At 60.3% G+C, this 24,996-nt stretch carries 26 protein-coding genes; 6 read left to right on the top strand and 20 right to left on the bottom strand.

From position 1 onward, the window contains the following. Positions 1-57: 57 nt before the first annotated feature. Genes fabG through H3028_RS09125 form a run of 5 tightly spaced genes read right to left on the bottom strand, consistent with a single transcriptional unit; the run spans position 58 to position 3,611 of the window. Complete coding sequence (gene fabG / locus H3028_RS09105) at positions 58-801, bottom strand: 3-oxoacyl-ACP reductase FabG (RefSeq protein WP_181296701.1); 744 nt, start codon at positions 799-801, stop codon at positions 58-60. Between the two features lie 14 nt (positions 802-815). Then, positions 816-1,754, bottom strand: coding sequence for an ACP S-malonyltransferase (gene fabD, locus H3028_RS09110; RefSeq protein WP_181296702.1), 939 nt, complete (start codon positions 1,752-1,754; stop codon positions 816-818). 60 nt (positions 1,755-1,814) lie between these two features. Further along, on the bottom strand, positions 1,815-2,885 hold the full coding sequence (gene plsX / locus H3028_RS09115) for a phosphate acyltransferase PlsX (protein WP_181296703.1): 1,071 nt from the start codon (positions 2,883-2,885) through the stop codon (positions 1,815-1,817). A gap of 3 nt (positions 2,886-2,888) precedes the next feature. Next, the gene (rpmF, locus tag H3028_RS09120; RefSeq protein ID WP_019342480.1) at positions 2,889-3,071 is read right to left on the bottom strand and encodes a 50S ribosomal protein L32; all 183 of its coding nucleotides are present in this window, start codon (positions 3,069-3,071) and stop codon (positions 2,889-2,891) included. A 12-nt stretch (positions 3,072-3,083) separates the two neighbouring features. Then, a complete protein-coding gene (locus H3028_RS09125) occupies positions 3,084-3,611 on the bottom strand; it encodes a YceD family protein (protein ID WP_168424207.1) in 528 nt (175 codons plus the stop codon). 103 nt (positions 3,612-3,714) lie between these two features. Between H3028_RS09125 and H3028_RS09130 the strand changes: the two genes are divergently transcribed. After that, positions 3,715-4,296, top strand: coding sequence for a nucleoside triphosphate pyrophosphatase (locus H3028_RS09130; RefSeq protein WP_181296704.1), 582 nt, complete (start codon positions 3,715-3,717; stop codon positions 4,294-4,296). A gap of 15 nt (positions 4,297-4,311) precedes the next feature. Here H3028_RS09130 and sppA read toward each other — a convergent pair whose 3' ends face one another. Genes sppA through rluC form a run of 3 tightly spaced genes read right to left on the bottom strand, consistent with a single transcriptional unit; the run spans position 4,312 to position 6,920 of the window. Further along, the gene (sppA, locus tag H3028_RS09135; RefSeq protein WP_181296705.1) at positions 4,312-5,295 is read right to left on the bottom strand and encodes a signal peptide peptidase SppA; all 984 of its coding nucleotides are present in this window, start codon (positions 5,293-5,295) and stop codon (positions 4,312-4,314) included. After that, a complete protein-coding gene (locus H3028_RS09140; RefSeq protein WP_181296706.1) occupies positions 5,285-5,974 on the bottom strand; it encodes an HAD-IA family hydrolase in 690 nt (229 codons plus the stop codon). Before H3028_RS09140 ends, sppA begins: the two co-directional genes overlap by 11 nt. Next, positions 5,967-6,920, bottom strand: coding sequence for a 23S rRNA pseudouridine(955/2504/2580) synthase RluC (gene rluC / locus H3028_RS09145; protein WP_181296707.1), 954 nt, complete (start codon positions 6,918-6,920; stop codon positions 5,967-5,969). Before rluC ends, H3028_RS09140 begins: the two co-directional genes overlap by 8 nt. Before the next feature lie 551 nt (positions 6,921-7,471). On the opposite strand from rluC, the gene rne reads away from it, so the two are divergent. Continuing rightward, complete coding sequence (gene rne / locus H3028_RS09150; RefSeq protein WP_219920039.1) at positions 7,472-10,585, top strand: ribonuclease E; 3,114 nt, start codon at positions 7,472-7,474, stop codon at positions 10,583-10,585. A 339-nt stretch (positions 10,586-10,924) separates the two neighbouring features. On the opposite strand, the gene murB is transcribed toward rne, so the two are convergent. From murB to H3028_RS09190, 8 genes are all read right to left on the bottom strand, one after another. Further along, positions 10,925-11,944 carry a UDP-N-acetylmuramate dehydrogenase gene (murB, locus tag H3028_RS09155; protein WP_181296708.1) on the bottom strand — a complete coding sequence of 340 codons (1,020 nt, stop codon included), beginning with the start codon at positions 11,942-11,944 and terminating at the stop codon, positions 10,925-10,927. Beyond that, positions 11,941-12,405, bottom strand: coding sequence for a low molecular weight protein-tyrosine-phosphatase (locus tag H3028_RS09160; RefSeq protein WP_181296709.1), 465 nt, complete (start codon positions 12,403-12,405; stop codon positions 11,941-11,943). Before H3028_RS09160 ends, murB begins: the two co-directional genes overlap by 4 nt. Before the next feature lie 2 nt (positions 12,406-12,407). Beyond that, positions 12,408-13,172, bottom strand: a complete 765-nt coding sequence (gene kdsB / locus H3028_RS09165) for a 3-deoxy-manno-octulosonate cytidylyltransferase (protein ID WP_181296710.1) — start codon at positions 13,170-13,172, stop codon at positions 12,408-12,410. Continuing rightward, entirely contained in the window at positions 13,169-13,354 is a 186-nt protein-coding gene (locus tag H3028_RS09170; protein ID WP_122165181.1) for a Trm112 family protein, read from the bottom strand. The genes kdsB and H3028_RS09170 overlap by 4 nt, the downstream gene beginning before the upstream one ends. 47 nt (positions 13,355-13,401) lie before the next feature. Next, positions 13,402-14,406: a tetraacyldisaccharide 4'-kinase gene (lpxK, locus tag H3028_RS09175; protein WP_181296711.1), complete on the bottom strand. Its 1,005-nt coding sequence runs from the start codon at positions 14,404-14,406 to the stop codon at positions 13,402-13,404. Continuing rightward, positions 14,406-14,834: a biopolymer transporter ExbD gene (locus tag H3028_RS09180; protein WP_168424197.1), complete on the bottom strand. Its 429-nt coding sequence runs from the start codon at positions 14,832-14,834 to the stop codon at positions 14,406-14,408. The genes lpxK and H3028_RS09180 overlap by 1 nt, the downstream gene beginning before the upstream one ends. Continuing rightward, a complete protein-coding gene (locus tag H3028_RS09185; RefSeq protein WP_181296712.1) occupies positions 14,831-15,463 on the bottom strand; it encodes a MotA/TolQ/ExbB proton channel family protein in 633 nt (210 codons plus the stop codon). The genes H3028_RS09180 and H3028_RS09185 overlap by 4 nt, the downstream gene beginning before the upstream one ends. A 71-nt stretch (positions 15,464-15,534) precedes the next feature. Next, entirely contained in the window at positions 15,535-17,760 is a 2,226-nt protein-coding gene (locus H3028_RS09190) for a DNA internalization-related competence protein ComEC/Rec2 (RefSeq protein ID WP_181296713.1), read from the bottom strand. 181 nt (positions 17,761-17,941) lie between these two features. Here H3028_RS09190 and H3028_RS09195 point away from each other — a divergent pair, with 181 nt between their 5' ends. Continuing rightward, a complete protein-coding gene (locus H3028_RS09195) occupies positions 17,942-18,457 on the top strand; it encodes a DUF2062 domain-containing protein (RefSeq protein ID WP_181296714.1) in 516 nt (171 codons plus the stop codon). An 8-nt stretch (positions 18,458-18,465) separates the two neighbouring features. On the opposite strand, the gene H3028_RS09200 is transcribed toward H3028_RS09195, so the two are convergent. From H3028_RS09200 to H3028_RS09210, 3 genes are read right to left on the bottom strand one after another with little or no spacing between them, the layout of a single operon-like run. Then, a complete protein-coding gene (locus H3028_RS09200; protein WP_181296715.1) occupies positions 18,466-19,713 on the bottom strand; it encodes a lipoprotein-releasing ABC transporter permease subunit in 1,248 nt (415 codons plus the stop codon). Beyond that, a complete protein-coding gene (gene lolD / locus H3028_RS09205; protein ID WP_181297103.1) occupies positions 19,713-20,411 on the bottom strand; it encodes a lipoprotein-releasing ABC transporter ATP-binding protein LolD in 699 nt (232 codons plus the stop codon). The genes H3028_RS09200 and lolD overlap by 1 nt, the downstream gene beginning before the upstream one ends. A 7-nt stretch (positions 20,412-20,418) precedes the next feature. Further along, positions 20,419-21,666, bottom strand: a complete 1,248-nt coding sequence (locus H3028_RS09210) for a lipoprotein-releasing ABC transporter permease subunit (RefSeq protein WP_181296716.1) — start codon at positions 21,664-21,666, stop codon at positions 20,419-20,421. A gap of 100 nt (positions 21,667-21,766) precedes the next feature. On the opposite strand from H3028_RS09210, the gene H3028_RS09215 reads away from it, so the two are divergent. From H3028_RS09215 to H3028_RS09225, 3 genes are read left to right on the top strand one after another with little or no spacing between them, the layout of a single operon-like run. Then, positions 21,767-22,339 (top strand): PilZ domain-containing protein, encoded by a 573-nt coding sequence (locus H3028_RS09215; RefSeq protein WP_181296717.1) that lies wholly within the window; start codon positions 21,767-21,769, stop codon positions 22,337-22,339. Positions 22,340-22,342: 3 nt separating this feature from the next. Further along, positions 22,343-22,648 (top strand): phosphodiesterase, encoded by a 306-nt coding sequence (locus tag H3028_RS09220; protein ID WP_181296718.1) that lies wholly within the window; start codon positions 22,343-22,345, stop codon positions 22,646-22,648. Continuing rightward, positions 22,645-23,367 carry a glycerophosphodiester phosphodiesterase family protein gene (locus H3028_RS09225; protein ID WP_181296719.1) on the top strand — a complete coding sequence of 241 codons (723 nt, stop codon included), beginning with the start codon at positions 22,645-22,647 and terminating at the stop codon, positions 23,365-23,367. Before H3028_RS09220 ends, H3028_RS09225 begins: the two co-directional genes overlap by 4 nt. Positions 23,368-23,489: 122 nt before the next feature. On the opposite strand, the gene sthA is transcribed toward H3028_RS09225, so the two are convergent. Then, positions 23,490-24,884 (bottom strand): Si-specific NAD(P)(+) transhydrogenase, encoded by a 1,395-nt coding sequence (gene sthA / locus H3028_RS09230; protein WP_181296720.1) that lies wholly within the window; start codon positions 24,882-24,884, stop codon positions 23,490-23,492. Between the last annotated feature and the right edge of the window lie 112 nt (positions 24,885-24,996).

Genomic DNA, 24,996 nt, shown 5'->3' on the forward strand with positions numbered 1-24,996 from the left:
AGTTTTATAACGAAACGAATCAGCCGTTATGACTGTAAACATGCGTCGGGCGTCACATTAACTCATGTACATGCCGCCATTCACCGGAACTGTCGCCCCGGTAACATAGGCAGCGCCGTCAGAAGCTAGAAAGGCGACGACCTTGGCAATCTCTTCCGCCTGCCCAAGGCGACCCAACGGGATCTGCCCCAGCAGAGCGTCACGCTGAGCTTCTGGCAGCTCACGCGTCATGTCTGTATCGATGAAACCCGGCGCCACGGCATTGACCGTGATACCACGCGAGCCAACTTCGCGAGCCAATGCTCGACTGAAGCCTTCGAGCCCTGCTTTAGCGGCGGCGTAGTTTACCTGCCCTGCGTTACCCATCGCACCTACCACCGAACCAATACTGATGATCCGCCCCCAGCGCGCCTTGGTCATACCACGCAAAACCCCTTTGGTCAGGCGGTAGAGGCTACTGAGATTGGTGTCGATAACGTCGTGCCATTCATCGTCCTTCATCCGCAGCATCAGGTTGTCACGTGTAATACCCGCGTTGTTGATCAGGATAGCCGGTTGACCAAGATGCTGCTGAATATGCTCCAGCGTAGTCGCAACGGACTCATCACTGCTGACATCTAGAACCAATCCGGCACCTTCGATGCCGTTCTCCTTGAGTGTCTCGGCGATGCGCTCGGCTCCCGAAGATGAGGTCGCCGTGCCGATCACGATGGCGCCCTGGCGGCCTAGCTCAAGCGCGATGGCCTGACCGATACCGCGACTGGCCCCTGTTACCAACGCAACCTTGCCTTGCAGATTCATAGATGTCTCCTTGTTCAGACCAATGCGCCACGAGTGGCTGCAAAAGCTTCTGGGGTATCCAGGTTGTAGGTATTGATGCCTTTGACGCAGCGCTTGTTGAGACCGGAAAGTACTTTGCCCGGCCCGCACTCGACCAGATCGGTCACTCCGCGCTCGCTCAACGCAACAATGGTCTCGACCCAGCGAACCGGGCTATAAAGCTGCGCCAGCAAGTCGCGCTTGAGCGAGTCGAGATCCGAAACGATCGCGGCACTGACGTTCTGCACCAGGGGAATTTCGGGCGCTTGCCAGGCGGCTCCGGTGACGGAATCCGCGAAACGCTCTGCCGCCGGCCGCATCAGATCGCAATGCGAAGGCACGCTGACCGGCAATGGCATGGCGCGTTTGGCACCCTTGGCCTTGCAAGCCTCGATAGCACGCTCGACGGCCGCAGCATTACCGGCAATCACGACCTGACCAGGCGCGTTGAAGTTGACTGCACTGACGACTTCACCTTGCGCCGCTTCGCTACAGGCTGCCAGAACATCGCCATCCTCCAGCCCAAGGATCGCCGCCATACCACCATTGCCGGCTGGAACGGCCTGCTGCATAAGCTGACCACGCAACTCGACCAGCTTCACCGCGTCAGCGAATGGGAGGCTGCCCGCAGCCACCAGAGCGGAGTATTCACCCAGGCTGTGACCCGCGACAAACGCCGGCTTCGCCCCTCCCTCCGCCAGCCATAAGCGCCACAGCGCAATCGAGGCGGTAAGAATGGCCGGCTGGGTTTTGTCGGTCTGATTCAGTTGCTCCTCGGGACCTTGCTGACAAAGCGTCCAGAGATCGTAGCCCAACACGGATGCCGCTTCGGCAAAGGTATCGATGACTATGGATTGTTGGGCACCGTGCTCAGCAAGCATGCCAAGGGCCTGGGAGCCCTGGCCGGGAAAGACGAATGCAAGTGATGCGGACATGAAACGGCTCTCTTGTGGTTTTTCGTCAAAAGGAATACGCCACGAGGACGCACCGAATTGTCAGTTGGATGGCGACCCGCCGGAGGTGGTCACATCACCGGCGCCGTTTATCGACCGATTGGTCACGAGCAGGTGTTCAAGCCGACTATGCAGTTGCGCCGGCAGGTTGTGCTGAACGTCCTGGGCGGCGCGCAGGATCGCCGACCGAAAGCCCTCTGCGCCCGCACTGCCATGACTCTTGACTACGATGCCTTGAAGCCCCAAAAAGCTAGCACCATTGTACTGTGCCGGACGAAGGTCAGCCCGCAACTGACGCAACAGCGGCAATGCCAGCGCGCCCACTGCTCGCGAAATTAGCGAGCGACGAAAAAGCGCCTCGACTCGCAAAGCAACCATATGCGCCAAGCCCTCACTGGATTTGAGCAATACATTGCCAACAAACCCATCGCACACCGCCACATCAGTCTCGCCGCGAAACAGCCCATCACCCTCGATGAAGCCTTGATAGTTGATATCACCGGCTTGCTGCAAAAGCCCTGCGGCCGCCTTGACCTGCTGGTTTCCCTTTATCTCTTCGGTGCCCACATTCAACAACGAGACCCGCGGTCGCTCGATACCAAGGCTCTGAGCTGCAACCGATCCCATCACTGCAAATTGATACAGGTGCTCGGCAGTGCAGTCCACATTCGCGCCCAGGTCAAGAAGCAGGCATGCGCCTTCAAGCGTAGGGATCGCGGTCACCATGGCCGGACGATCAACTCCTGGCAACGTCTTCAGGACGTGGCGAGCAAGCGCCATCAGCGCACCCGTATTACCGGCACTGACGCACGCCTGGGCCTGACCATCACGCACTAACTCCAGCGCGACACGCATGGATGACCGCGGCTTGGTCCGCAGCGCCTGGGCGGGACGTTCGTCCATGCCGATCACCTCGCCGGCGTCAACAATGGTCAGGCGAGCGCGATCCACACCAGGTTGGCGATCAATGATTTCTTCAATAAGGGAGGATTGGCCAACGAGAGCCAGATGCAGCGAGGGGGCTTCAGCCAGACAGTTGAGACTGGCCGGAACAATGCAGTGGGGACCGAAGTCCCCACCCATTGCATCGATCGCTATGATCGGAGCAGACAAGGTTTACTCGTCAGCGCCCTTGTCGATCACTTTACGACCACGGTAGAAACCTTCCGGGGAAACGTGGTGACGCAGGTGAACTTCACCGGTGCTCTTTTCCACGGACAGGGCGTTCGGCTCGAGCGCGTCGTGCGAACGACGCATGTCACGGGCGGAACGGGATTTTTTGTTCTGCTGAACAGCCATTGGGATCAACTCCTAAACGTTTGGGTCACGCTTTAACTGAGCCAGTACGCTGAACGGGTTGGACCGCGATACCTCGTCCTCATTCGGCTCGGGCTCATCAGGCCCAACCGGCGGCTGGCAAACTTCTTGGTCATGGAGTGGAACAATCGGAAGAGCGAGCAAAAGCTCCTCTTCAACCAGCGCCAGCAGATCCAGAGGATCCTCTCCCACTTCCAGCACGTCATAGCCCTTGGGCAGGTGCTGACTGCTCGAACCTTCATTCACCACGGCATAATCGCACTCGCTGTGAATAGGCAGAACAACCGGCTCCAGACAACGCTGGCAAATCATTGTGACCTCAACATCCAGCTCGCTGTGGATGACCACAGTGCGCTGCTCGTCGCGCCCGAAATCAAAACTGGCACGCACCACACCCTTATCGTCCTCGAGAGGATCGACGAGCCGCTTCAGCTCGGACAATTGCAGCTCACCCTTCAGGGCGGCCGCTCGGTCAGCGAGCTTGCGCGGGTCAACGTGCGGAGGTATTGGTCCTTTCAACATAAGCGCGGCATTCTAGGGATGCGCCTCTCGACTGTCAAAGGAATTCAGCCGCACAATTGGCTTCAGCCGACCAGCAATCGAACACCTATATAAAGGAAGGAAAATGCACCGCCGCCTGCTTCTCGCATCAAGCTCCCCTTACCGGCGCGAACTGCTCTCGCGACTGCGGTTGACGTTCGATTGCAATGCGCCGGAAATAGACGAAACCGCGCATGCCGAAGAGCTACCGGAACAGCTAGTACGCCGACTGGCTCGTGAGAAAGCACAAGCATTGGCAGGGACCCATCCGGATCATCTGATCATTGGCTCGGACCAGGTTGCCGTGCTTGAGCACAACATTCTCGGCAAGCCCCACACGTTCGAGCGGGCAAAGCATCAACTGCAAGCCTGCAGCGGCAAAAGCGTGAGCTTTCTGACTGGGCTAGCGTTGCTGGATAGCCGGACAGGGACCGCCCAGATCGACTGCATAACGTTCACCGTTCATTTCCGAGCGCTCAACGATCAGCTGATCGAACGCTACCTACTGGCCGAGCAACCCTTCGACTGCGCAGGCAGCTTCAAGGCCGAAGGCCTGGGGATCAGCCTGTTTCGCTTCACCGAAGGATCAGATGTCACGAGCCTGATCGGGCTTCCACTGATCCGACTGGTCGATATGCTCAACCACGCCGGAATCGAAGTGCCGTGACAGGCCACGAGGAAACTAACGCAGTTGCGGCCCTTGGAAGCCCATCCACATCGCCAACTGTGAACCAACGCTGGCACCGAGCTTCTTGGTGAAACGATCCAGAGCAGAATCCTTGACGGTAAAGTCCACCAGCTCATCCTCTCCGATAACCTCGCGGGCCACGTAGCTAGTACTGCCGAGACCATCAATCAGCCCGAGCTCAAGGGCCTGCTCGCCGGACCAGATAAGCCCGGAAAATAGCTCAGGATGCTCAGCGACTTGGAGTCGATCCCCACGCCCCTGCTTCACGCTATCGATGAATTGCCGATGTGTAGTGGCAAGCACACTGCGCCAGAACTCGGTTTCCTCCGGATTCTCCGGCTGAAACGGATCAAGGAACGCCTTGTGCTCGCCTGAGGTGTAGACCCGACGCTCCACACCCAGTTTGTCCATCGTCTCTACGAACCCAAAAGTCGCTGCGGTCACTCCTATCGAGCCAACCAGGCTGGACTTATCAGCATAGATCTCATCCGCAGCGCTGGCGATGTAGTAGGCACCCGAAGCCCCCAGATCAGTAATCACCGCATAGACCTTGATGGCCGGGTATTCTTCACGCAGTCGACGAATCTCGTCGTAGATATAGCCAGACTGCACGGGACTGCCACCCGGACTGTTGATCCTCAGCACCACACCTTTGGTACTGGAATCCTCGAAGGAGGCCCGGAGCGCCCCGACAATGTTATCCGCGCTCGCCGCCTCTTCATCCGCAATCATTCCGCGGACATTGATGACTGCGGTATGACTGTCACTAGCGACCTTACCGTCGCCCATACGCAACAAGGGCGAGAACATCAGCAGGGCGCCGAAGAGGTAGATGAAGGTCAACAGCTTGAAAAAGATCCCCCAACGCCGGGCTCGCCGTTGCTCTTGCACGCCGGCAAGCAATGTCTTTTCCAGCAACTTCCAGCTATTGCGATCCTCCTTGGCCTCATTCACCGGCGCCTTCCATTCATCCGACATACGCAACTACCTCAGCAGCTGAATCAGCAGAGCACAGCCAGCGACCGAGCTCCGAAAAATTTTTGATAGTCATGCACGGCGAGCATGCCTGCAAGACCTCGACGGACTGCGCGCCGTAAGTAACCGCAACGCTGTCCACACCTGCTCGCCTGGCCATCTCGAGATCGAACACGGAATCTCCAATCATCACGGCCCGCTCGGGACTGACCCCACAGTGCCCCAGAATCTCATGAATCATCAGGGGATCGGGCTTGCTTGCGGTCTCATCTGCGCAACGCGTCACATCGAAGAAATCGCCCCACCCTTGCGCTGCGAGCACCCTGTCCAATCCGCGCCGTCCCTTACCTGTTGCCACGGCGAGCATGTGCCCCTGATCACCAAGCTGTTGCAGCGCTAGCGCGACGCCCGGGTAGAGCGCCGAAGGCTCAGCATCCAGCAATAGATAATGAGCGGCATAGGCACGACGAAACGCCTCAGCCGTTCGCACATCTGTGATATGGGGGTATAACGCCGCAATTGCCTCTGGCAAACCGAGCCCTATGATCCCCTTGATGACACCCTCATCGAGGGGCGGCAGATCACAATTGGCTGCAGCAACAGAAATGGATTCGACGATACGCCCGATCGAGTCCGCCAAAGTGCCGTCCCAGTCAAAGATCAACAGGTCGTACTTATTCACCAAGCCTCTCCAGCGTCCGCGTCCAGACATCATCGACCGGCGCCTCCAGACTCAGCTCACCGCCGTCGGGCAGCGGCACCTTCAACGCATAGGCGTGCAGGAACAGGCGCTTGCCCCCCAGGTCACGAATAACGCTGGAGAACTCTTCGTCTCCATACTTATTGTCGCCGGCGATGCCGTGACCCGCATGGCGGGCATGCACGCGAATTTGGTGAGTACGCCCCGTTACCGGCTTGGCCTCGACCAGCGTGGCGAAATCACCGAAACGGCGCAGCACGCGAAAAAGCGTCAGCGCGTCCTTGCCCTCGTCAGTGACTTCGACCATCCGCTCGCCCGAGCGCAGCGTGTTCTTCAACAGCGGAGCATTCACCTGCTTCTTGCTGGTTTCCCAGCGCCCCCGGACAAGCGCCATGTAGCGCTTATCAATACCGTCGCCGCGCAGCTCCTGATGCAGGTGACGCAGCATGCTGCGCTTCTTCGCAACCATCAACAGCCCGGACGTATCCCGATCCAGACGATGTACCAGCTCCAGCTCCTTGGCATCCGGACGCAGCTGACGCAGCGCCTCGATGACACCAAAGCTGAGCCCGCTGCCGCCATGCACCGCGATACCTGCGGGCTTATTCAGCACGATAAGCGCCTTGTCCTCATAGACGATCGCCGCATTCAGACGCTCGAGAAGGCCCTGCGCGACCGGAACCACCTCGTCCCGCTCGGGCAGCCGAAGCGGCGGCACACGCACCACATCACCTGCCTGAAGCTTATATTCGGGCTTGATCCGACCCTTGTTCACCCGCACTTCGCCTTTGCGCAGAATGCGGTAGATCAAGGTCTTGGGCACACCCTTGAGTTGAGTACGGAGAAAGTTGTCAATGCGCTGGCCGGCAAGCTCCGGCGAGACCTCAAGCATTTGCACGCCAGAGGTCTGAGAGGGGGTATTGGTCATGCGCGGATGATATCAATTTTCCCTTATTTGAAGCACTTAAACATTGCTGTTATAGTCCAGACGCCGCCAAAAGTGGTCAGGTCGAGGAATGCCAGCGAAACCGCCATTCCCGGCTCAGCAATGTTCGAGGACGTGAGGCCGTCCGACGGTGCTTCTCTACAAGTAGCAGAAGCACCGAAACAAGCCTTGAAGACATGATGCGTGCCCCCGACGGGGAATCGCGATAATCGACAACCCGCTCCCGGATTCTGCGAGCGGCACCCGATTTTCAAAGTATGAGTGTTGGGTGGAGATGTACAGCCATCGGATTGCGTAGCAAAGGCTTTCATAGACGCTTCATTCCGTCCGCTACCGATTGCTGATTCCTCCTCCCGAACCATTGCTTCTGTTCCGACAGTAAGCAGGAGACGTCGTCGCGACGCTGGCCCAACTGGCCTCACATCGCTGGACACTGGAGTGCTTTACAACCATTCCTGACTCACCTGACACCGACCGCGAGAGTCGTGTGTGCCGAACGCCGTTTCCACTGCCCTGGAAACCGACGGTACTACATGAAAAGAATGCTAATTAACGCAACTCAGCCCGAAGAGTTGCGTGTCGCACTGGTCGACGGCCAGCGCCTATTCGATCTCGATATCGAGTCCGGCGCCCGCGAACAGAAAAAGGCCAATATCTACAAAGGCAAGATCACCCGTGTCGAGCCCAGTCTCGAAGCCGCCTTTGTTGACTTCGGCGCAGATCGTCACGGTTTCCTCCCCCTTAAGGAAATTTCTCGCGAGTACTTCAAGAAGTCTCCGGAAGGCCGCGTCAACATCAAGGACGTCCTGAGCGAAGGCCAGGAAGTCATCGTCCAGGTCGAGAAGGAAGAGCGCGGCAACAAAGGCGCAGCCCTGACCACCTTTATCAGCCTGGCTGGCCGTTACCTCGTACTGATGCCAAACAACCCACGTGCTGGCGGCATCTCCCGCCGCATCGAGGGTGAAGAACGCAACGAATTGCGCGAAGCATTGAACGGTCTCAACGTTCCCGCCGATATGGGGTTGATCGTCCGGACTGCCGGCCTCGGCCGCTCCAGCGAAGAGATGCAATGGGACCTGGATTACCTGCTGCAGCTGTGGAGCGCGGTCAAGGATGCCTCCCAGGGCCGCCCGGCCCCGTTCCTGATCTATCAGGAATCCAACGTCATTATTCGCGCCATCCGCGATTATCTGCGCCAGGATATCGGCGAAGTATTGATCGATAGCGTCGAAGCCCAGGACGAAGCGCTTTCCTTCATCCAGCAAGTCATGCCGCAATACGCCAGCAAGATCAAGCTGTACGAAGACAGCGTGCCGCTGTTCAACCGCTTCCAGATCGAAAGTCAGATCGAAACCGCATTCCAGCGTGAAGTGAAGCTGCCGTCCGGCGGCTCCATCGTGATCGATCCGACCGAGGCACTGGTCTCCATCGACATTAACTCGGCGCGCGCCACCAAAGGCGGCGACATTGAGGAAACAGCACTGCAGACCAACCTGGAAGCGGCCGAGGAAATCGCCCGCCAGCTACGCCTGCGTGACATCGGTGGCCTGATCGTCATCGACTTCATCGACATGACTCCGGCGAAGAACCAGCGCGCCGTAGAAGAAAAGGTTCGCGAAGCACTCGAGGCCGACCGCGCGCGCATTCAGGTCGGTCGCATTTCGCGCTTCGGCCTGCTGGAAATGTCCCGTCAACGCCTCCGTCCGTCGCTTGGCGAGACCAGCGGCATCGTCTGCCCACGCTGCAATGGTCAGGGCATCATCCGCGACGTCGAGTCGCTGTCCTTGGCTATCCTGCGCCTGATCGAGGAAGAGGCCCTCAAAGATCGTACCGCCGAGGTCCGCGCCCGGGTGCCCTTCCAGGTCGCCGCCTTCCTGCTCAACGAGAAACGCAACGCCATCACCAAGATCGAACTGCGCAGCCGCGCGCGTATCTTCATCCTGCCGGACGATCATCTGGAGACGCCGCATTTCGAAGTGCAGCGCCTGCGTGACGACAGTCCGGAAATCATGGTCGGACAGGCTAGCTACGAAATGAGTCCGACCGAGGTGGAGGAAGCTCAGCCGGTCAGCTCGACGCGCACGCTGATTCGTCAAGAGGCGGCGGTAAAAACTGCACCGCAGCGCACCGCACCGGCCCCTGTCGCCGCCCCGGCGGAAACCGCCGCGCCTATCGCCCAGGAGCCAAGCCTGTTCAAGGGACTGGTCAAATCCCTGGTAGGTCTCTTCGCTGGCAAGCAGGAAGCACCGGCTGTCGAAGTCGAGAAGAAGCCCGCAGCAAGCAGCCGCCCGCAACGCAACGATGAGCGCCGCAGCGGCCGCCAGCAGAACCGTCGCCGTGACTCGCGCAGCAATCGCGACGAGGAACGCAAGCCACGCGAGGAACGAGCACCGCGTGAAGAACGCCAACCTCGCGAAGAGCGCCAACCTCGCCCTCCGCGTGAAGAGCGCAAGCCTCGCGAGGCCCGTGAACCCCGCGAGCCGGTCGAATCCAGCGACAGCACCCCGCAGCCGCAGCCCCGTCGCGAGCGCACCCCACGCGAGGATCGTCAACCTCGTGAAGAGCGCAAGCGCGAATTGCGCGCACCACTGGACGAGCCCGCCCAGACCACTCTGGACACGCCTGCTAGCGAGGAGACCGTCGAGCGTAAACCGCGTCCGCCTCGTGAAGAGCGCAAGCCTCGCGCAGAGCAAGCCGCAAATACGGAAGAACTGCAGCAGAATGAAGCAGCCGAAACTGCCGAGGACGAGCAGGAATCAACCGAGGACAGTGATCGTCCCCGTCGCCGCTCCCGTGGCCAGCGTCGTCGCAGCAACCGCCGTGATCGTCAACGCGATGCCAATGGCAATGAGATTGGTGAAAGCGAGATCGGCACGGCCGAGGGCAGCGAAAGCAACGCACCGGTGAAGTCGGAGCAGGTCGCCATTGCGGCGACCGCCGCCGCCCTCGCGGCGAACACGGCAGATACTGACACGGCACCTGCTGCAGTTCAGACCGAAGCGGCTCCGGAGACCCCCGTGCCGGCCGAAACCGTCAACGAGGCTACCGACGAAGCCAAAGCTGCCGAGCCAGTCGATGCTATCGCAGCGCCGACAGCCGAAGCCACTACGCCGATAGCAGAGCCAGCCCCTGCCCCGCAGGAAGCCAGCCAGCCCGAACCGTCGCCAAAAGAGCCTGAGATCGCCGAGGCAACAACTATTCCTCCTGCCGAGGAACCCGCCCCGGCACCGGCCGAACCTACAGCGACACCGGCCCTGACAGCGAGCGGTCGTGCACCTAACGACCCGCGCGAGGTGCGCCGTCGTCGCCTCGAGCAGGAGCGCCTGGCCAAGGAAGCTGCCGAGGCAGAAGCGAAAGCTGCCGACGCCGAAGCACCAGCGGAGCTGAGCAGCCCCGAGATCGTTGTCAGCCAACCGGTTGTTGAGACAGCAGCCGAGCAACCGGTTGTCACAACCAACGATAGCGAAGAAGCAGCTGCTGAAGTTGCTTCGCAGCCTGAACCAGCATCGGCCGAACCGGAAGCAGAACCGGTCGTCCCGGAAACCGTCCAGCCTGAAGTGGAACCGTTCAAGCCCACCACCGAAGCTGAACCTGAGGCGACTGAAGAAGTCACCGAGCGAGACGACGTCGACAAGCGTCAAGGCTGACAAGCGCGACAACAAGAAAGGGATGCTTCGGCATCCCTTTTTTTGTTTCCTTGCCCCACCCCGACTAAGGTTTTAAACCTTCTGCTATTTCCGCAAGGACGTAGTGGGGCGGCAGCAGAAGGTGTAATCAGCGGGACACGATGACGACATGGCCATCAATCCCTTCAGCCAGGCGAGACAGTAGCGCGGGTAGCCGCCGATCCGAGGGCGGTGAGGAGATTCAGACGGAGACTGAATGAGCCTCAATGTGCCCACTGCACGCCAACTGCGATCGGAAAGCCCGGTGTACGAAAACGTCCATCACGTTGAGCACAAATGGCGCAACTGGGCAGATTCAGCCTAGATGACGTTCGGCTCGATTTCCAAGCAGACGCCAAAGCGTTCGGCAATATCGGTCTGGATCTCCCGAGCAAGCTGCAAGATCTGCTGACCAGAGGCCTGACCGTAGTTGACGAGTACCAAGGCCTGCAGCCGGTGCACGCCCGCGTCACCTTTCCGATAACCTTTCCACCCCGCACGCTCGATCAGCCAGCCAGCCGCGAGCTTGACCTGTCCGCTCCCCTGCGAAAACGCTACCAGATCCGGGTAACGCACGCGCAAGGCATCGGCTAGCGCTTGCGGCACCAACGGGTTCTTGAAAAAACTGCCGGCATTACCCAGAACTTGGGGGTCCGGCAGTTTCTCACTGCGAATCGCACACACCGCACGACTGACATCCATCGCTGTGGGTGACTGGATGCCGTGCTGTTGCAGCCACTGACGGAGTGGTCCGTACTCCAGCTTGAGGTCCGCAGTCCGCTGTAGCAAGAAGCGCACCCGCAGAATGATGTAACGTCCGGTTTGGCGTTTAAACAAACTATCGCGATAGCCGAACTCGCATGCCTGGAGATCGAGCTCAACAACATCTCCCGTTTCGCGGTCCAGCGCAGTCAGCCCGGCGAAGACGTCCTTGATCTCGACGCCATACGCGCCGACATTCTGGATCGGCGCCGCGCCGACGGTGCCCGGGATCAGGCTGAGGTTTTCCAATCCGGATAAGCCCAGCGCCAGGCTGTGCACCACGAAGGGATGCCAGGGCTCCCCCGCCTCCGCCTCAATCACTACTCGCTCACCGTCATCCTCGATGATTCGAATGCCCCGGCTATGCATACGCAGCACCAACGCATCCACATTCCCAGTAAGCACCAGGTTGCTGCCTCCACCGAGTATCAGCAGCGGAACGCCAAGGCGCCTTCCTTCAGCGAGCGCATCAAGGACCGCCTGGTCGTCTTGCGCTTCGGTAAAGTGCGCCGCGCAGGCGTCGAGAGCAAAGGTGTTAAACGCCTTGAGTGAGCGATTGTGTTCGATGAGAAGATTCACAGACGTCCTCTGAGCTCGTCGAGCAGCGCCGCAGATGCCCTTTCGACCAAATCGAGCACCTGCTCGAAACCGTCCTCGCTCCCGTAATACGGGTCGGGCACTGCGTCTGCGCCCAGCCTGTATCGGCGCAGGAATAGATCAAGCTCACCATAGGAGTCTGAGGGACGTAGTGCCTGCAGCCGCTTCAGGTTGTCATGATCCATCGCCAGGATCAGGTCGAAGCGCTGGAAGTCTTCCACAGTCACCTGACGCGCCCTTATAGCGCTGAGGTCATAGCCTCGCCTGGCCGCGGCCTGGCAAGCGCGCTGATCCGGACCCTTGTCGACATGCCAGTCACCGGTTCCAGCCGAGTCGATGGCGATTCGACCGTCCAGCTGAGCGTCCTGCACGTACTTGCGAAATACAGCCTCGGCAGTGGGCGAACGGCAGATGTTGCCCATGCAAACGAACAGAACCTTCACGTTTAGGCTCCGAGCAGCTTGCGGACGCGCTCAAGGTCTTCGGCGGTATCGACGCCGGCCGGAGGTGCCTCGACCACATCGGCGACATGAATGCGCTTGCCGTGCCAGAGCGCACGCAGCTGCTCAAGGCACTCGGTGTTCTCCAACCAGCAAGGCCCCCAGGCGACGAAGTCAGACAGAAATCCGGCCCGATAGGCATAAATGCCGATGTGCCGACGGTACGGAACAGCCGGCGGAAGCGCATCCCGGTCTGTCGCAAATTCATCCCTCGCCCACGGCAACGGCGCACGGCTGAAGGTCAGCGCCAAGCCATTGATGTCGCTGAGCACCTTCACCACATTCGGATTGAACAGCGCTTGCGAATCGCTAATGGGTTCGGCGAGCGTGGCGATCGCCGCTTCCGGGTGAGCGGAGAGATTGAAAGCGACCTGGTCGATCACCGAAGGCGGGATCAGCGGCTCATCGCCCTGCACGTTGACGACTATCGCGTCAGCCGCCAAGCCCAGCTTTTCCGCCACCTCGGCGAGCCGATCGGTACCTGAATTATGCTCGACGCGGGTCAGCAGCACCTCCGCACCGAAGCCCTCGCAAGCCTCCAGGATGCGTCTGTCGTCAGTGGCGACCACTACTCGCTGTGCACCGCTTTTGCAGGTCTGCTCCCATACATGGCGAATCATCGGCTTGCCGGCGATGTCCTGCAATGGCTTGCCGGGAAGGCGACTGGACGCGTAGCGCGCCGGGATCACGACGGTATAAGCGTTACTCATTTGTCCAGACGCTCATCCACGTCAAGCGTGCGGGCTTCGCTTTCCAGCATCACCGGAATACCGTCTCGCACCGGAAAGGCCATGCCGTCGGCCTTGCAAATCAATTCGGATTTGTCCTCGGCGAGCTTCAGCGGGCCCTTGCAGAGCGGGCAAGCGAGAATATCGAGCAGTTTGGTATCCATTCGCAGTCCTTGGATGCCACCGACCGCACCTGGCAGATCAAGCGGCTTTAGGGGTGTGCGGGCAGCAAGCGGTCCAGCTGGGCATCGAACCAGGTCACGAACGCCGCCGATGGCTCGGCCTGCACCTGCAGATAACACCAGCCTGGCAGCGCGAATGCCCGGCATTTGACCGCATCCTTCTCGGTCATCACCAGGGGTAGCCCGGGACTGAAGCTCAGCTGCTCCGGGCTATAACAGGCGTGGTCGGCGAAGGGGTGCGGAATCGGTCGCCAGTGTAGCGCCTCGAGCGTAGTGAAGAAACGCTGCGGATTGCCGATCCCGGCGACCGCATGCAGTTGCTGCCCTGGTGGAAAATGATCAAGCGGCCAGGCCTTTTCGCTAACGAGCTCTATCAGTCGTGACGGCTGCAAGGTGAAGGCAAAACCGGAGGGGCCATCGACCGCCGCCCCGTTGAATAGAACCGCATCGACTGACTCCAGCCGCTCCACCGGTTCACGCAGTGGACCGGCCGGCAGGCAACGGCGATTGCCCAGGCCGCGTACCGCATCGATGAGCACCAGTTCCAGGTCGCGAGCGAGCCCGTAATGCTGTAACCCATCGTCAGACAAAATAAGGTCGAGCGGTTCTTGCTTGAGCAGCTCGCGAACCGCGCGTGCGCGATCCGGATCGATCATGACCGGTACACCCGTTCGCTGCGCGATCAGCAGTGGTTCGTCGCCCACCTCGACCGCCGAATGTTCCGGCCTCACCCGCCACGGATGCGACGGTGGCGTGGCGCCGTAGCCACGGCTGACCACTCCCACTTTCAAGCCGCGCCGGCGGCAGTGTTCGATGAGCCAGAGAATCAATGGAGTCTTGCCGGTACCACCAACGGTGATATTGCCCACCACCAGCACAGGCACCGGCGCCCGATAGCAATCGATGGCGCCGCTGACGAACTTCTTCCGTTTGGCAATAACCACGCGCCGATAGAGCGCCTCCAGCGGGGCGAGCAAGGCCAAAGCCGGATGCCCTTCGTACCAGGCTCGCTGCAGACGATCAGCTAAAGACATCAGGGCTCCGGCTGGGCCTCGACGGTGGTGATACGCAGCTGTGCGAAACCCAGCTTCCCGGCTGCATCCATGGCAGTAATGACTGCCTGATGTGGCGTCTTGCCGTCGGCGCTGATGATCATCGGCAGGCTGGTATCACCGCCCGACTCCTTGCTGAGCGCCGCCATTAGCGTGCTCAGGTCATGCTTGATCAGCGTCTTGCCATTCAGGCTGAAGCTACCATCGACATCGATGACCACTTCCAACCGTTTCTTCTCCGCCTCCTGCGGCGGTGTACCGCTGGCCGCTTCTGGCAGATCCACCTGGAGCTGAGTTTCGCGGGTAAAGGTGGTGGTCACGACGAAGAACAGCAGCAGGATGAACACCACATCGATCAGCGGAGCCAGGCCGATGTCGACGTTTTCCCGCGCCTTGCGACGAAACTTCACGCCTTGCCCTCTCCCAGATCGACGTCACGATCACCCTGCACGACCTCGACCAGCTTGATCGCCTCCTGCTCCATACCCACCACCAGCTCTTCGACGCGGCGCAGCAGGAAGCGATGGAAGAACAATGCGGGGATACCGACCATCAAGCCTGCGGCAGTGGTGATCAGCGCTTTGGAAATGCCCGCCGCGAGCAAGGGTGCATTGGCCATACCGGAGCCCATGAAGGCGCTGAAGATCTCGATCATGCCGAGCACCGTGCCTAGCAACCCGAGCAACGGTGCGATGCCCGCGATGGTACCCAGCGCGTTGAGGTAGCGTTCGAGGTCATGGACGACGCGAGCCGCAGCCTCCTCGATGCACTCCTTCATGATTTCCCGACCACGCTTGGAGTTGGCCAGCCCGGCTGCCAGAATTTCGCCCAAGGGTGAATCGGCGCGCAGCTCCTTGAGCTTCTGGTTGCTGAGCTTCTTGTCCTTGATCCATTTCCACACCTGGCCGAGCAGATGCGGCGGGGTCACACGGCTCGGCCGCAGCGTCCATAGCCTTTCGGCGATGATGCCGGCGGCCGCAACGGAACACAGAATGATTGGCAGCATGATCCAGCCGCCCGCTTTAACCAGCTCCCACACGAGATGCACCCCCCTCGAAAAAGTGGCGCCACTCTAGCATAGGGTCGGCAGGCCGCCGACGGCCCCTGTTCTCATTTTTCCCGCCAGAACCGACGTTCGGCGCGCATTCCTCGAACGGGCTCGAAACGTCCAAGACGGATCTGCAGCGCACCCTGCTCAGCTGTGTCATATAGCTGCGCACCGGATGCCTGCAGGCGCTGCACGACATCCGGATGCGGGTGGCCGAAGGCGTTGTGCAAGCTGCGCGAAACCAACGCACCGTCGGCACCTGTCGCCTCGATGAATGCGGTCGAAGATGAGCTGCGACTGCCATGATGCGGCACAAGCAGCCAGCGCACGTCGAGCGGCATATCGCTCGCCAGCAGCGCCTGCTCGGCCGGCACATCGATGTCGCCCGTGAGCAGCAGGCGTTCGCCATCCGCCTCGATCAGAAGCACGCAGGAGGATTGGTTTCCATCCTGAGCCTGCGGCCACCGCCAAAGCGTGAAGCTGACACGATCCCATTCCCAGCTCGCTCCGGAGCGGCATGCCTCGGCATTCAGCGACGCAGGTAGCCTTCCCGGCTCGCCACTTAGCACCCGCGCGGCCGGCATCTGTCGCTGGATCGCCTGAGCGCCACCCGCGTGATCGCTATCAGCATGGCTGAGGAGCAGCATGTCAAGATCGGCGATTCCCAGTGCCCGCAGAGACGGAAACACAACTCGCTCACCGATATCGAAGTCGCCGTAGCGTGGCCCTGCGTCATACAGCAATGCGTGTTCATGCGTGCGCACCAGCACGGCTAGGCCCTGGCCAACATCGAACACCCAGACTTCCGCCTGCCCTGCAGCGGGCCGGTTGGTCGGCGGAAACAGTAATGGCGCGAGAAGCACCAGCCCAAGCGCCCGAAACGGCACCCCGCCCGGTAACAGGACGAGCAGCATTCCCAATACCACCAGCAACCAGCCCCACAGTGGCAACGAGTCCGGAAGCCACGCGGGCTGCCAGCCAGCGAGCCACCCCAGCGCATCGAACAGAAACGCCAGCAGCCCACCCGCCAGCCATAGCAATGCCTCCCCGATGCCCGGCAACCACAGCATCGCAGAGCCCATCAACGACAGTGGTACGATCAGCGCGCTGACCAGCGGTACCGCGAAGAGATTGGCAACCGGGCCGCTCAGGCTGACCGGCAAACCCAGCGCAAGTAATACCGGCAATAGGCCGAGCCCCATACTCCACTGCGCGCGGCCCAGCGCCTGCCACCAATTCCAGCTGCCAAGGCGGCCACGGAAGATAAGTGCGAGCACCGCCACGGCCAGAAACGATAACCAAAAACCCGATTGCAGACCGACCAGCGGATCAATCAGCAGAACGCCATCAAGCGCGATCAACAACGGTAGCCAGACGCCTAGATGCCGAAACCGCAGGCGCCACGCAAGCACCAGCGCGACCATCACCAACGCTCGCTGAACCGGGACCTCGAAGCCCGCCAGCCAACCGTACGCGAGCGCACCGCCAAGAGCGAGGCCGCAGGCGCAGGGCAGCCAGGGGATTCGCTGCGGCCAGATTCCCCAGCGTGCCAATAATGAAACCAGACCATAGAGCAAACCGGCCAGCATCCCCACATGCTGCCCCGAGATCACCATCAGATGCACGGTGCCGGTGTCCTGAAGGACGCGCCAATCGGATGTGGACAGGCCACTGTCATCACCAACCACCAACGCTGCAATTGCGCCAGAGCGCCCCTGTGCGTCAACGGCCACCAACCGCTGGCGCAGCTGATCGCGCCACGCTCCGTCCCCTTCTGCGGCCGATAGTCGCTCACCAGCCTTGATCGTGCCGCTGGCACCGATCCGACGAGCAAGAAGCCAGGCCTCATAGTCGAATGGATGCGGATTGACCAGCCCGCGCGGCCTTTTCAATTTCGCGGCGAGCCGCCATCGCTCACCCGCCTGCACCTTCGGCCCACCGTACCAGGCCAGACGCAACCGCGAAGGCAGACCGCTATGCCGGGACGAAATGTCGATGAGTTCGAAGCGCACCACACCACCACGAACGTCCGGCAGGCCGGTTACCTGCCCTTCGAGCCAGAATGTGCGACCGTCGAGTTCCGTCGGGAGACGGTCGTCCAGGACCCAATGAGCGCTCAGACAGGCCCAGGCAAGCCCGCAAAGGAAACAGCCGATCGCTCGCCCGCGAAACGGCAACAAGGCCAGACCCGCCACGAACAAGATGGGTAGCGTCGATACGGGTGGCAGTTGCGGTAGAAAGCGCAGCAGTAGAAGGCCTGCGGCCAGCGCCAGCATCGCTGTACGCATGTGGTTCTCCTGGAGTCCATTCCAGCGAAGGCATATCCGGAAGGGTCGGATGCCGGGGTCATTGTGGTCTCACCGACGTCCTGTCGGCTCCACAGTGTAGAATTTATGTCACAAAGTCCTCTCAGCGCCGAGTCTCGTTTCAGGCATAATCGGGCGCGCTTCAGCCCGCCAGAGAATCTTCATGCCGCGTCGTTTTTTCAAGCGCTACATGCCGCACCCTGACCGCTTAAAGACGCACAAGTCTTTGCGGTTTCTCGGCACGCTGACGCATGATCCCAATCTGCTGCATCTCAATCGGCATTCGGTTTCCAGGGCGATGGCGATCGGCCTGTTCTGGGCCATGATTCCGATGCCCATGCAGATGCTGGCCGCCGCGCTGTGCGCAGTATTGGCCAGGGCCAACCTGCCGATTGCTGTTGGCCTAGTCTGGCTGACCAATCCGCTGACGATGCCGCCGGTGTTCTACTGCAACTACAAGGTCGGCGCCTGGCTGATGGACACTCCGGTGTCGCCGATGCCAATGGAGCTCAGTCTCGCCTGGGTCCGCCAGATGCTCAACAGCCATTGGCAGCCGCTGTTCCTTGGCTCGTTCGTTGTTGGCATCGTGGTTGCGGTACTGGGCTACCTCGCCACACAGATCTACTGGCGCTGGTGGGTCAGTCGCAGTTGGCGCAAGCGGCAGCTGGACCGCCGCTGATATACGCTCTATTCGTAGCGCAAGGCTTCGGCAGGCTGAGTCTGCGCGGCGCGCCAGGCCGGGTAGATCGTTGCCAGAAAGCTGAGCGTCAGCGCTGCCAGGGTTACCAGCAAGACATCTTCGAGCCGCAGTTCTGACGGTAAAGTGCTGATGAAATAAACATCCGAACTGAAAATGTGCTGACCCGACACCTTTTCCAGCCAAGCCACCAGCGCGCTGACATTCAAGGCGCCAAGTACCCCGAGCACGGTTCCTATCAAGGTACCGGTCAGGCCGATGATGCTGCCCTGAACCATGAAGATCGCCATGATCTCTCGGGGCGTCGCCCCGAGAGTACGTAAAATCGCGATATCGGCACGCTTATCGGCTACTACCATGATCAGCGTGGCGATGATGTTGAAGGCGGCAACCGCGACGATCAGCAAGAGCAGCAGACCGATCATGGTCTTTTCCATCTTCATCGCGCTGAACAGGCTGCCCTGAGTAAGCGACCAGTCCTCGCCACGGTAATCCTCACCGAGCTCACCAACGAGTTCGGCCGCGATTTCCGGCGCCCGGTACAGATCAGCCAGCCTGACTCTCACGCCTTCGACCTGATTCGGCTCCCAGCGAAGCATCCGTGCCGCATCGACCCGATGAATAATCGCCAGGCTGCCATCCAGCTCGGCCCCGACCTTGAACACCCCGACGACGTTCAGGCGCTGCATCCGCGGCGTGATGCCGCCGGGCGCATCGCTGAGTTCGGGCACGATGAGGGTGAGCTTGTCGCCCAGCCTCAGGCCGAATCGACGCGCAGTCATCAATCCGAGTATTACCCCAGATTCGCCGGGCTTCAGATCATCGAGCCTACCGGCAATCATTTTCGAGCCGAGGACCGACACCTCCCCTTCCGCCTGCGGATCGATACCCTTGACCTCGATCGGCTGCATCGAACCCTTGAACGACAGCATGCCCTCGAGCTGGGTAATCGGCGCGGTGCCGAGCACTCCGGGATGCGCCCGGAGCTGCTCGGCCAGCGATTGCCAATGGTCCACAGGCTGTCCGTCGCCGGCAATCACGGCATGCGGCACCATACCGAGAATGCGGTTGCTCATCTCGCGCTGAAAGCCGTTCATCACAGACAGCACCATGATCATCGCCAATACACCCAGCGACAGACCAATCATCGAGGTCAGGGAAATGAACGAGATGAAATGATTACGGCGCTTGGCCCGCGTGTAACGGCTGCCAATGAAAATGCTGAGCGGCCTGAACATTAGCCAGCCACCAGCCGGCCGTCTTCCAGGCGCAGTATGTGATCCATCTGTCCGGCCAGTTGCGGATCGTGGGTAACAACGAGAAAGGCCGTACGCAAAGAACTGCTCAATTCCAACATCAGGTCCTGAATGCCCTGGGCTGTATGGTGATCGAGGTTGCCGGTAGGCTCGTCAAGCAATACCAGCGCCGGACGGTTGGCCAACGCCCGAGCAATCGCCACACGCTGCCGCTCGCCCCCTGACAGCTCGGAGGGTTTATGCGCCAACCGGTGACCAAGCCCCACTCGTTGCAAAAGTCCGGTTGCCCGACCCCGCGCTTCCGGGATCGGCGTCTTGCCAATCAGGAGCGGCATGCACACGTTCTCCAGGGCGCTGAACTCTGGCAGAAGGTGATGGAACTGGTAGACGAAGCCCAGTGCGCGGTTACGCAACAGGCCGCGGTCCTTCTCGCTGAGCGCGGAAAGCTCTTCTCCCGCCAGCCAGACGCTGCCTTCGCTGGGTGTATCGAGACCACCGAGCAGGTTCAGCAGCGTGCTCTTGCCCGAGCCTGAACTGCCGACAATGGCGACCCTTTGACCCGGGAAAAGCTCCAGCTGCAATCCGGAGAGCACACTGACCGACTCCGGGCCCTGCTCATAGCGCTTGCCCAGATTGCGGCAACTCAGTACCGCGCCATCCTTCGAAGACCTATCATTCATAACCAGCTCACTCATATCGTAACGCCTCGGCCGGTTGGGTACGGGCCGCACGCCACGCCGGGTACAAGGTGGCGAAAAAACTCAGGACGAGCGCCGCGACGCAGACCTGTACCACATCGGTGGTCATCAGCCTGGACGGCAGATAGTCGATGAAATACACATCGGCGCTAAGAAACTTGTGCCCGATCAGCCGCTCGAGCGCAGCGATCCAGCTGCTGACGTTGAGCGCGGCGAAGATGCCAAGCAAGGCACCCACCAGCGTGCCGACAACACCGATCACCGTGCCCTGGACCATGAAGATCGCCATGATTTGCCGGGGCGTCGCACCAAGCGTCCGCAGAATGGCGATGTCGCCACGTTTGTCAGTCACGACCATGACCAGCGTCGAGATGATGTTGAAGGCCGCCACCGCGACGATCAGCAACAGCAACAGGCCGATCATGGCCTTTTCCATGCGTATCGCTTGATAGAGATTGCCGTGGGTGCGGGTCCAGTCCCGGGAATAGAACTCATCGCCCAGCTGGCCGGCCAGCTCCCAGGCAATGCGCGGTGCCTGGAACAGGTCGTCGAAACGCAGGCGCAGCCCCTGAACCTGGTCCGGCCTCCAGCGATGCAGACGTGCTAAGTCGGAAATATTGGCCATCGCCACATAACCGTCGATCTCGCCCGCGCCGACATGAAAGATGCCGCGCACGGTAAAGCGCTTCATGCGTGGAAAGACACCTGCCGGCGTGACCGTTACTTCCGGAGCCACGAAGGTGACTTTGTCGCCGATACCGACGCCAAGCTTATCGGCCGCCTTGTCACCGATAACGATACCGAACTCGCCGGGTGACAGATCTGCCAGCGAACCCTCGCGGAAGAACTGGCCAATGATCGAGACGTCCGGCTCGATTTCCGGATCCACCGCATTGATAAGTGTCTTGGTCACCCGACCACGGTGGGTCAGCAGGCCCTGCATCTGTATGAACGGCGCCACTGCTGAAATCTGCGGATGCTGTGCGAGTCGCTGCCCCAGGGTTCGCCAATCGTCAATCGGCGTCGGGCTTTCGATGGTGGCGTGCGGGACCATGCCCAGCACGCGGGTGCGCATTTCATGGTCGAAACCGTTCATTACCGACAGCACGACGATCATCACCAGCACGCCCAGTGCCAGCCCAATCATCGAGGTGAAGGAAATGAAGGAGACGAAGAGGCTGCGACGTCTGGCGCGCGTGTAGCGCGCCCCGATATACACGGACAGCGGTCTGAACATAGATCGATGGGTTCGCTTTCGCTGGCGGAAAATAACAAGCTGAATGACGTTGCCAAGCGGCCTGATACACTCAAGCCATCACTGCAGCCCAGGGATCGACATGCCCACAGAAGACACCGAAGATCGCCGCGAATACTATCGTATCGAGGACATGATCGCACTGGAAATACTGCCACCGGAACACGCCGAAACAGTCTCCGGTAGCGGTTCGACGCAACTGTTCGACTTGCTCGGCGAGCTGCACCAGCTCGACTTCGAAGCACAGCATCTGCTGCGTCAGATAGCCGAGGGCAACCGCACGCTCGCCAACTATCTTAAAGTGCAGAACAAGCGCATCGACCTGATCGGCCAAGTGCTCGCACAGGACCTACTAAAGCACCTCGGGCCGGCGCGCGAAGTGATTCTCTCGGAAGGCGGCATCAGCTTCGTTAATGATCAGCCACTCGAGGAGGGCTCGGCCTGGACGCTCAAATTGGCATTGATGCCGCAAGGCCTGGGTATGTTGCTGACAGCGCGCATAGCAACCTGCCAGACGCTCGATGATGGGCGATTTGCCATTGGCACGTCCTTCGAATCGTTGACTGATGCACAACGGCAATTGCTCGCGCGACATATCCTTCAGAAACAGGCCACCGAACGACGCCTGGCACGTGAAAGCCTGCAAGGAACCTGAAACATGCAGCGGTTACTGATCCCCTTCCTGACAATTGCTCTCTGCGTCCCGGCACATGCCGAAATCATCCGCATCCCCGTTGGTCAGCAAGGCCAGGCCGAACTGACCCTACCCAGCCGGGGCGACTCGAAGGACCAAGTGCTCGAGCGCTTCGGCCTCGCTGATGAGGAGCATCCCGCCGTCGGACAGCCGCCTATCACGCGTTGGGATTATCGTGAATTCTCGGTTTATTTCGAAGGCAACCGGGTCATCAACAGCGTTCAGCATCACCAGCGCATCACGCCGCTTCAGCGAGGCATACAACCGTGACACTGACTTACGGCCACCGTGGCGCGAAGGGTGAGGCGCCGGAGAATACCCTGGTCGGTTTTCAGCAGTGCCTCGCTCACGGCGTGCGCCGCTGCGAGCTGGATCTGCATCTGTCCAAGGATGGCGAACTGATGGTCATCCATGATCCGACCCTCAAGCGCACCACAGGGCAACGCGGCAAGGTCGTGGAACACGACGCCGACGAACTGACTCGTTACGACGCGCGCCACGGAGGACCTGGCTGGAAACAACCCTGCCCTATTCCTCGCCTGGCGGAGCTGTTCGAGAAATGTGCGTTCGAACATTGGCAGCTGGAAGTCAAAAGCGCCTCCAGGGTCCGCGCCGCGCGTTCGGTGCTTGCGATCCGGGAGCTGGCCGAGCGCCACGGTATACTTGATCGGATCACCGTCACCTCCGGGTCTCGGGAGGTACTGCGAGCCCTGAGGCGACTGACTCCCGAGCTGTCATGCGGACTGGTCGCCGAGTACGGCTGGCTCGATCCGCTTAAGGTGGCCAAACAGTACAACTGTGACTTGCTGGCATTGAAATGGACGCTATGCACACCCGAACGGATCGCGAAAGCTCGCCAGCAAGGCCTGCACGTATCGGTCTGGACGGTAAACGAACCGGCATTGATGCGTCGGCTCGCGGGTTTCGGCGTAGACAGCCTGATTACCGATTACCCCGGTTTGGCCGTCACCACGTTGCGCAACGCATAACGTAACGCGTGGCCGCCGTGTCCGGCGGCCGCATTTCGCTTGCCCTCAAAAGCTCTCCCGATTTGGCCAGCGCCAGACCCGGGTATCCTCTCCGACCGGCTCAGGCCACCGGTCGGAGCCGCTCAAAAAAGCCGGTTCAGTCCGTCGAACGCAGCGACGCGATAAGCCTCCGCCATGGTCGGGTAGTTGAACGTGGTATTGATGAAGTACTTGATTGTATTCGCCTCGCCCGGCTGATTCATGATCGCCTGCCCGATATGCACGATTTCCGAGGCTTGATAGCCAAAGCAATGCACGCCGAGCACCGCCAGCGTCTCGCGGTGGAAGAGGATCTTCAGCATGCCCACCGGCTCGGCTGAAATCTGAGCGCGCGCCATCCCCTTGAAAAATGCCTTGCCCACCTCGTACGGTACCTTCGCTTCGGTGAGCTCGCGCTCGTTTTTGCCGATCGAACTGATTTCCGGAATGGTGTAGATGCCGGTGGGCACGTCATCGACGAAACGCCAGCTGTCGTTCTCGACGATACTGCCGGCGGCCGAACGCCCCTGATCGTACGCCGCACTGGCCAGCGACGGCCAGCCGATCACATCGCCTGCCGCGTAGATATTGCCAACGTCGGTACGGTAGTGCTCGTCAACCTTGATCTGTCCTCGGCTGTTGACCTTCAGACCGATGTTCTCCAGGGCGAGCTTGTCGGTATTGCCGGTCCGCCCGTTACACCAGAGGAAGGCATCCGCTTTGATCTTTTTACCTGACTTAAGATGCAGGATAACGCCGTTATCGATGCCCTGGACGCGCTCGTACTCCTCGTTATGGCGAATCAGCACGTTGTTGTTGCGCAGGTGGTAGCTGAGCGCATCGGAGATTTCATCGTCCAAGAAGCTGAGCAACTGGTCACGGTTGTCGATCAGGTCGACCAACACACCGAGACCGCTGAAGATCGACGCGTATTCGGAACCGATCACGCCAGCGCCATAGATGATCAGGCGTCGCGGGGTATGACTCAGGGTGAGGATGGTATCGCTGTCGTAAATGCGCGGATGCGAGAAGTCGACATCAGAGGGCCGATAGGGGCGCGATCCGGTCGCGATAATGAACTGGCTGGCCACCAATGTTTCAACCATGCCGTTAGCACTGACCACTTCCACCGTCTGTTCATCGGCAAAACTCGCAGTACCGAAGAAGATATCGATACGGTTGCGTGCGTAGTAACCAGTGCGTGAGGTGACCTGCTTGCCGATTACGCTCTCGGCGCTCTTCAGAACGTCGGGAAACGAGAACCAGCGCGGCTCGCCGATCTGGCGAAACAGCGGGTTAGTGTTGTACTGCATGATCTGCCGCACCGAATGACGCAGCGCCTTGGACGGGATGGTCCCCAGGTGGGTGGAATTGCCGCCGACGTGCGGTCTGCTATCGACCACGGCTACCTTGCGCCCTGCCTTGACCGCGTTCATCGCCGCGCCTTCGCCGGCAGGGCCCGAGCCCAATACCACCACATCGTAATTGTAGACAGCCATATTCACCCCTGAACACGCAGCAGGCAGCCCTGCCGCTGTTAACAAATTCGGTTATCCAGAAACAGTGCCATTGCCCGCACTACCGTCTGGATCGTTGCGCCGAACACGAGCG

Source organism: Pseudomonas sp. Q2-TVG4-2 (assembly GCF_013620795.1).
Taxonomy (GTDB): Bacteria; Pseudomonadota; Gammaproteobacteria; order Pseudomonadales; family Pseudomonadaceae; genus Stutzerimonas.

Bases quoted from the DNA above. Each gene is read 5' to 3' on its own strand.
- fabG (WP_181296701.1), bottom strand. From the start codon at position 801: ATGAATCTGCAAGGCAAGGTTGCGTTGGTAACAGGGGCCAGTCGCGGT.
- fabD (WP_181296702.1), bottom strand. From the start codon at position 1,754: ATGTCCGCATCACTTGCATTCGTCTTTCCCGGCCAGGGCTCCCAGGCC.
- rpmF (WP_019342480.1), bottom strand. From the start codon at position 3,071: ATGGCTGTTCAGCAGAACAAAAAATCCCGTTCCGCCCGTGACATGCGT.
- H3028_RS09125 (WP_168424207.1), bottom strand. From the start codon at position 3,611: ATGTTGAAAGGACCAATACCTCCGCACGTTGACCCGCGCAAGCTCGCT.
- H3028_RS09130 (WP_181296704.1), top strand. From the start codon at position 3,715: ATGCACCGCCGCCTGCTTCTCGCATCAAGCTCCCCTTACCGGCGCGAA.
- sppA (WP_181296705.1), bottom strand. From the start codon at position 5,295: ATGTCGGATGAATGGAAGGCGCCGGTGAATGAGGCCAAGGAGGATCGC.
- rluC (WP_181296707.1), bottom strand. From the start codon at position 6,920: ATGACCAATACCCCCTCTCAGACCTCTGGCGTGCAAATGCTTGAGGTC.
- rne (WP_219920039.1), top strand. From the start codon at position 7,472: ATGAAAAGAATGCTAATTAACGCAACTCAGCCCGAAGAGTTGCGTGTC.
- kdsB (WP_181296710.1), bottom strand. From the start codon at position 13,172: ATGAGTAACGCTTATACCGTCGTGATCCCGGCGCGCTACGCGTCCAGT.
- H3028_RS09170 (WP_122165181.1), bottom strand. From the start codon at position 13,354: ATGGATACCAAACTGCTCGATATTCTCGCTTGCCCGCTCTGCAAGGGC.
- lpxK (WP_181296711.1), bottom strand. From the start codon at position 14,406: ATGTCTTTAGCTGATCGTCTGCAGCGAGCCTGGTACGAAGGGCATCCG.
- H3028_RS09190 (WP_181296713.1), bottom strand. From the start codon at position 17,760: ATGCGTACAGCGATGCTGGCGCTGGCCGCAGGCCTTCTACTGCTGCGC.
- H3028_RS09195 (WP_181296714.1), top strand. From the start codon at position 17,942: ATGCCGCGTCGTTTTTTCAAGCGCTACATGCCGCACCCTGACCGCTTA.
- H3028_RS09200 (WP_181296715.1), bottom strand. From the start codon at position 19,713: ATGTTCAGGCCGCTCAGCATTTTCATTGGCAGCCGTTACACGCGGGCC.
- lolD (WP_181297103.1), bottom strand. From the start codon at position 20,411: ATGAATGATAGGTCTTCGAAGGATGGCGCGGTACTGAGTTGCCGCAAT.
- H3028_RS09210 (WP_181296716.1), bottom strand. From the start codon at position 21,666: ATGTTCAGACCGCTGTCCGTGTATATCGGGGCGCGCTACACGCGCGCC.
- H3028_RS09215 (WP_181296717.1), top strand. From the start codon at position 21,767: ATGCCCACAGAAGACACCGAAGATCGCCGCGAATACTATCGTATCGAG.
- H3028_RS09220 (WP_181296718.1), top strand. From the start codon at position 22,343: ATGCAGCGGTTACTGATCCCCTTCCTGACAATTGCTCTCTGCGTCCCG.
- sthA (WP_181296720.1), bottom strand. From the start codon at position 24,884: ATGGCTGTCTACAATTACGATGTGGTGGTATTGGGCTCGGGCCCTGCC.